The sequence below is a fragment of the Scandinavium sp. M-37 genome, assembly GCF_043558715.1.
GTDB classification, from domain to species: Bacteria; Pseudomonadota; Gammaproteobacteria; order Enterobacterales; family Enterobacteriaceae; genus Scandinavium; species Scandinavium vulneris_A.
Genome location: NZ_JBIGIN010000012.1, coordinates 117,456 through 124,503 on the forward strand (window position 1 = coordinate 117,456; position 7,048 = coordinate 124,503).

Annotated in this window: 4 protein-coding genes; all 4 read right to left on the reverse strand. The window is 55.2% G+C overall.

Annotated features, from left to right (window positions below; all coding sequences use genetic code 11):
- Positions 1-26 precede the first annotated feature (26 nt).
- Genes tssA through ACG0Z5_RS11225 form a run of 4 tightly spaced genes read right to left on the reverse strand, consistent with a single transcriptional unit; the run spans position 27 to position 6,468 of the window.
- Positions 27-1,625: a type VI secretion system protein TssA gene (gene tssA, locus ACG0Z5_RS11210; protein WP_394447335.1), complete on the reverse strand. Its 1,599-nt coding sequence runs from the start codon at positions 1,623-1,625 to the stop codon at positions 27-29.
- A gap of 24 nt (positions 1,626-1,649) precedes the next feature.
- Complete coding sequence (locus ACG0Z5_RS11215) at positions 1,650-5,060, reverse strand: ImcF-related family protein (protein ID WP_394447337.1); 3,411 nt, start codon at positions 5,058-5,060, stop codon at positions 1,650-1,652.
- Positions 5,044-6,198: a hypothetical protein gene (locus tag ACG0Z5_RS11220; RefSeq protein ID WP_394447339.1), complete on the reverse strand. Its 1,155-nt coding sequence runs from the start codon at positions 6,196-6,198 to the stop codon at positions 5,044-5,046. Before ACG0Z5_RS11220 ends, ACG0Z5_RS11215 begins: the two co-directional genes overlap by 17 nt.
- Positions 6,199-6,201: 3 nt before the next feature.
- The gene (locus ACG0Z5_RS11225) at positions 6,202-6,468 is read right to left on the reverse strand and encodes a PAAR domain-containing protein (RefSeq protein WP_394447341.1); all 267 of its coding nucleotides are present in this window, start codon (positions 6,466-6,468) and stop codon (positions 6,202-6,204) included.
- Positions 6,469-7,048: the final 580 nt, after the last annotated feature.

The following is a 7,048-nucleotide window of genomic DNA, read 5'->3' on the forward strand; positions in this document are numbered from 1 at the left end:
GATAATTAAATGAAATGGCACCAGGATTAACTACACAGCACCGCCGCGCGCACCGGATCGAGCAAAATCAGCCCGGACAGTAGCGCGTCCATGGCCGGGGTGAGGCGTTGCTTATCGCTGTCGCTGCGGTTGGCTTTCATGCGCAGCAGGCGCAGGGAACGGGCTTTGACTTCAAACAGCAGCTCCGGCTCCCAGTCCGCCAACATCACGGAGGTGGCGCGAGTGTCGAGTTCATTGAGCAGATACGTCGCCAGTTCATTTTTGCCATATTGTTCAGCGAGGCGGGCCATCAACAGACGCAGCAGCCAGCGGTTGCGAGACGTGTCGCCACCGGGGCGGGTATTCAGCCAGCCAAGTGCTGCATCGATGCCGTCTTTATCCGCGATGGCGACCGCTTCTGGTTCCAGCAGCAAAATGTCATCCTGTGCAGATGCCGATGCGCTTTCTGTTTCATGGCCCCAGCCGTCAACGTTGTCGAGCACGTGCTGATTGATCCAGTTCAGCGTCACCTCATCAGCAAATGACGTACCGTCGCTGTAAGCCAGCCCTTCCAGACCGGGCATTCGGTTGAGGAAACAGCGCAGATCGTTGCGCACGATATCCGTCCAGTTCTCCCAGGGGGCGCCCGCCTTCTGTAACGCCTGATGCAGATACCACTGCAAATCCAGCCACAGGTGATTCACGCTTTCGGCAAACATCCGGTCGGCCTGCTCAATCAGCTCTACCCAGCTTTGTTGCAAATAGAGCCGTTTAAGCTGCGCCCGGTACTCCGCTTTAGGCGGCATCAGACGCGTACGGCTTTCTGCATCGAGAGCGGGAAGTTCGTGCAGCGTGTCCCAGCGAATGCTTTTCATCAGACGATGCCCTGCCAGCCAGCCGTCGGGCTGCTCACGCAGATAGTTTGCCAGCAGCTTTGCCTGTTCCATCAGTTCGCGCCCGGAATGGATACCGGAGGTGTTGGCGGTGAATGTCGAGGCGCTATGCCTGACTGGTTCGTCTGAACTGCTGGTTTGCGGCACGACGGCATCCATACCACCCGACTGGGTCATGCGGTTTTCCAGTGCGCCATACAGCGCGCCAAGCTCAGGCTGAGCGGAGATATCCCAGCCGTCGGTCACCTGCGCGATAATCGCCAGCGCACCGACCGTCTGTGTAAAATCGTCTTTATTCACTTCAGGATAGAGCGTCAGTGTGTCCAGCACTTTACTGCCCGCCAGCCACTCCAGGGCCGCTTTGCGCGGACGCTCACGGCGCGGGTGGACCTCATCGCTATAGCGCTCCAGCAGGGCAGCAAGCAGCGTCAGCCCCTGCGCCAGGCCGGATTCGCCTTCCTGTTGTAGACGCGCCCAGACGTAGAACGTCGCCACGCGGATATCTTTGCTGCCATGGATCAACAGCTTTTCCGCCAGGGTAGCGATCAGCTCGGTATTGAAGCCTGAGAGTTTATTTACCTCTTCACGGATCAGCTGAAAATCGTCGTCGTAACTGATGTCCTCTCCGGCTGGCCGATCGCTGGCGATCGGTGCCAGCCAGTTCTCCCAAAGACTCAGCGAGGCCCGGGTGTGTTCCATCAGCGCCTGGGGTTCTTGCGAACAGGCGCTAAAAAGCGTACTCAGAGTTGCCATGCAAATTCCTGTGGCGTGAAAAAGTTAGTCGAGGTCTGCCGCGGCAGTGGCATCGGGCGCAACCGCGGTGCTGCCGGAGGTCACGAAGATAGTGGTTGGCAGAACAAAGTTACGCAGCTTCAGCAGCGCCAGCGGCCCTTCACCTGCTTCCGTGCGCAGGACATAGTTAAGCGGATGCCCGTCCTTCGCTTTCCACGTCAGTTGCCAACTGCTGTTCAGCCCCTGATAAGGCGCAATCGCTGCCGTGTCCAGCAGGCGTATCCATCCCCAGGCCCCGGGAATATCCGCCAGCTGACGGGTACCGGCCTGAGTGCTAATCCAGCTTAACGATGCGCCTGGCGCCTCCGTGTCGGCAGGCCAGGTAAAGCGTTTCCAGACCGGCAGCTGATTCACATACACCAGTTTCTGATTGTCGATAATCAGGTTGGTTTGCATCACGCCTTCAGCCGTACCCGGTCGGATCTCAAAGCTCAACCCGGCCGGACCCGTGGTGAAGACCACATCGGAGATATGACTCAGGGTATCGACTGCCCGGATAAACGCCGGGTTGAACTCAAGCCCCTGTGCGTTGATGGCGTCCGGCACCCAATGACTGCCCTCTTTATGCAGCACCCCGTTCAGCCGGGTTTGCAGGAAGCGGCTAATACGCCCGCTATCGCCGTTCAGGTACTGCGCCAGTAAAGGCAGCGAGATTTCACTGCTGCTGGATTTCAGCGGATAACGCCCGCCGAAGGCGCTGTTCCAGTCATTCACAATGGCTGACTGCCATTGGGTGTTGAGGCTTTCCGCCGCCGGGGTCAGCACCTGCTGCCACGCCTGCTCCATCGGGCGGACAAACAGCGTACTGCCAAACCCGCTCCACTCCTGCCCAAGGCTGGCGGCAACCAGGCTGCCGTAATCACGGGTTTCGGTCAAATCGATAGCTTTGCCCTGGAACACGGTCTGGGCCAGCGTCTGCGTCATCGCCTGCGGGTCTGAGGCATTGATCACCTGCTGGAGCTTCAGCCGCACCTGGGTTACGCGGGTTAAAAAGGTTTGCAGACTGAGGCTGGTATCGCCCTGCCCGCCAGCCGTGCCGTCGAGAAGTGCCAGCAGCGGGCCAAAACTCGGATCAAGCGGGCCATGCATGCCTTTGCCCTGATCGATGGCGGGCTGATTACTGCTGTTAAACAGATTCTGCGCCGATTTCACCAGCGAATCCGACAACCCTTCCCCCGTCTGCCCGGTGCGCCCCTGTATGCTGAGCGTATTCATCAGGGCCACCAGTGGCGACTGGCGTACGTCCGCCATTAACGAGAGTTGATCCACCGCATCCGACAGCGTGACCGCATCCTGCCAGCGCAGGCTGTTGAGAAACTCAAGCCAGCTGCCGGAGAAATCAGAGAAGTAGCGGGCGGTCAGGCGATCTTTAAGGGCTTCCGGCGACAGTGCCGCGGTGACGGTGTCTTTGTTATCCGACAGCACCCAGTCCACCTCTTCCCGGCGCTCATTCGCGACTTTTTCAATGGCAGATTTCACCGCCCCTTCCCAGGCCTGACGCGTAAACATGCCCGGCACCACTTCCCCGGTGCTGAACAACCTCGAGGCATCGGTATCACCGACCATATCCTGCAGGCGGAGATCGGCATACTGATGAGAGACCTGAGTCAACATTTTCTGATACAGCGACGCCTCGCCGTTGCGCACGCCTATCTGGCGAACCAGGATCGTACGCACATCGTTCACCAAATCGTTGTCTGCCAGCAGCGCCCATTGCGGGTGATGGGGCAATGCCGTCGCATAGTATTTGATGAGATCCGCACCGCTGCCCTGCCAGAACCCGTTTTTCACCCCCTCGCGCCGGGACCAGGTTTTCAGTAGTTCCGGCGTGAACCAGGCGGCATCCATTTTGTCCGGACGGGCGAGCATCAGATACAGCCGGAGCTGATTGTAGGTCGGCTTGATCAGCGCGCTGCGCTGGGGGCTATCCGGCGGTAATGCGGTCAGCGCATGCAGTTTTGCCTGTAGCTCCCGGGCGGCAGCATCGCGGATCAGCGGCAGCGCACTGTTGGCATACTGTGGCCATAACGCACTTAATAATGAATCATTCTGATTCATGCCAAAGCGGGTATACCACGGGGTCCCGTGCTGCTGACGGTACTGCAGCTTTTCAGTGAGCTGCTGAAGATCTAACAATGCCTGTAAACGAGACTGGGGAGATTTGTGCGTATTCGCCGCCCGTTCAGACAACGAGGCGCCTTCGCTCACCAACGCACGGTTGGCGATAAACGACACTATCAGCCCTGCGCCCCACAGCATCATCACCGCGGCCAGCAATATGGCGGTGGCGCGTCGCCAGGAGAAACCCCGCTTTTGCGGTCGCAGGCCGGACGTCAGTTTTGGCAGCGATTCCAGCAGAACATCCCAACGCGAATCTTTTCCCCAATGATGGGGAATGCCGCGTGCCGACCCGGTCGCCGACGGGCTGAACATCACCCCCGCCAGGGGTAGCGGACGGTAAGGATTCAGGAACACCGACAGCGGATGACTCAGCACTTCAGAGGCCGTGGAAAGTAAATTATCGACATCGAGCAGGAAGGTGTTCTGCGAACAAGCGCAGACCTGACGGGTTCCCGCGGCGGTCAGTTGTTCGGTCAGCGCCTTCAGTTGAGTATCAAGATGCAGCGGTTTTGCACCTGCGGGCAGCAAACATCCGACGGACTGCACCACGCGGCCTGCCTGCTGCGAGCCAGGATGAACTGACCAGACATACAGAGGAAGTTGCCAGCCAAGCGTATTAAAACGGGCGCTGAAACGATGTGCGATGCCGTCCATGGCATCCATCGACAGCGGGCTTTCAACGGGTGCCGGGTTAAGTGTAGGAAAGTGGTCAAATGCAGACGTTACCCATACCAGGGCATCAACCGGACGGCGACGCAGCTTGCGCAAGGCGCTCATCCAGTCAGCTTCCGGCGCGGCATCTGCACTACCGCCCCATAACAGCACGGTGCCCCCATCTTCGAGCCAGTAGTCTTTGGTGAGACCGGGCGCGAGTTGCTCAATGTCAGTTGGGTTGCCAGTTAGCATCAATACGGTGACTTTACTCCACCAGAGACGCCCATATTGCAGACGTAACGCACTTTTCAATTCACTTACCGTCTGGTGACGAGGTGGCGTTTGTTCAACGCGAGATTCCGTTTCAGGCAATACATTCTTTCTCTTAGCCTGTACCCGATGCCACCACTGCTGGAGCCCCAGTCGAAAAGCTCCACCGTGGCGAACCAACCCCAGCAACAGCATCGCGAAGGCAATTCCAAGATATTTCTTCCCCCTACTGTCAATGCCAATCACATCCCCGTGATTCCAGATTACCCAGGCAATAGCCGCAGCGAACACCGCCGTCAGGCCATAACGGCCCCAGTTGCCGCGCCACATTGACTCACCCGTTATGTTCATCCTGATTCCCTGTCGTCACGGTATTAATAAATTTTTGTTCGCTGGTGCTGCTTAACATTAGGCAACTGGCCTTCTGCATACTCACCACCTCGCTGGCGACCGCCGCAATCAGCCATGGCGAAAATGGCCCGCTGAGCCCGGCATAGTTTTCAAGCCAGTGCGTTTGCTCTGTTTTCCAGTTGCTACCTTGTTCTTTACTGGCCTCCAGAAGTTCAAAAAAACTATCCCCCCACTTCAGGCTATCCCCAATGATGCGTTGGGTGCTGCTGGCCACTGTCTGGGTACTGAAAAAGACTTTGAGCTCGTCGGCGCGACCAGACTGACTGAGAGCCATCGGTCGTAATAATCGAGCGCCGTGAGTGAGTTTGTATTTGCTGGCCACGTCATCGGTAACCAACAACAGCGACGCCAACGAATCAGACCATTGTTCCGCACCGTGTCGCTGTTGAACCAATATCAGCTCAGCGGAAATTTCCGGACGCGCTAAGCGTTCTTCGAGAGTGAGATAAGAGAGCTGATTCAGCACCGTGAATGCCGGTTGTGCGCGGGGTTCAGGCATATATGTCAGCCAACTTTGCGCTAACTGTTTCTGTAAAAGAGATAAATCAGTTGAAGAATCAGTCAACAAAATTACATTCAAGGGCAAGTCTGCGGGCAGGCGTTTTACCGCCTGGCCCGCATTGCTCAGCAGTGTCTCCAGCCCTTGAATGGCATCTAACGGCAACCGCAGTGCCTGGTGACAATGTAGCTCCACCTCTGGTCCGGCATTTAGAAAGGTCCGCGATGTCAGCAGTTCTGGCATGATAGCGACGCAGTGCAGTACCGCATGATGACGCCCAGCCCAGACTTCCCACTGTTGTTGAGCAAAATCTGCCTCATGGGTTTCAAACTGATGACGTTCGAGTGCGCTGTTATAGAGCCATCCCTGAAGACAAAATGCGCTAAACCACAGAACAATCGGGGCTGCAGCAATAACCCAGGGATTATCGTTTTGCAGAAGGCCCAAAAGCTGATTCGCATGAAGCACAAACAATAAAGCCCCGACGAACAGTGCTCCGACCCCAGCAAATAGCCATCCCATCAATGACGGTTCCTTCGGTGAAGGGGCGATAATCGATTTCTGACGATTCCATGCCATGAGTTATCCTATTGCACAATCCGGTGCGCTGGAGATAACCTGGCATCCGCATGCACAACGACAACCGTCCACGGCAATGGCCTTCCCGTCTGAAGCCCATTCCGGTGAGCCTTCAACAATGGTATTAACCCCATGGCCGATCACCGGACAACTGATTTTGTCCCCGATCAGCGCAACTTTTTTTCCATTGACAATCATGGTGGATGACGCGGAAATAACCTGACCGCCATGTGTGGTTTTGTCGCCGAGTAAAACAAATCCTTTGGACATAGTGACTCCTTTAAATTTGGCAATATTTAAATGGGTTTGTAATTACATTAAAACCAAAATATTTTCATACAACAGGAAGGTAATGTATCTTTCATTCGCCATGATTAACTAGCCTACCGATAAATTCACAGTCATAATTAATTTATTCCATTCAGCTTTTCAAAGTTAAGCGGTTCGGAACCTTTGGCATTCGTAGTTTGAGAGCCATCTGGATAGGTGGTTATTGTGTCTTCTCCAAAATTTTTCGGACCTAGTACATTTATGATTTTATCAGAATAAACAACTGGCTTAAATAGAATAAACCCTGCATTATTCACTCGGTAAGTTAACAATCGTTTATTGACCAACCTGAGGATTTTAACATGATCTATCAGGCGATCATTCCTTATGAGCGGATAGTAATCATGACTAATTATAATATTTCCAGAAACATCATCGTAATGGCCATCCCCTCTGGGTGGAGCATTCCTGTCAAAAACAAAAACAATATGGTAATCCCCCCGAAAAAACGGTGTGTTTATAAGTAGAATTTCTCGTAATCTGAATCGGGGAGATTTCTATGAAAAAAGCACGTTTTACC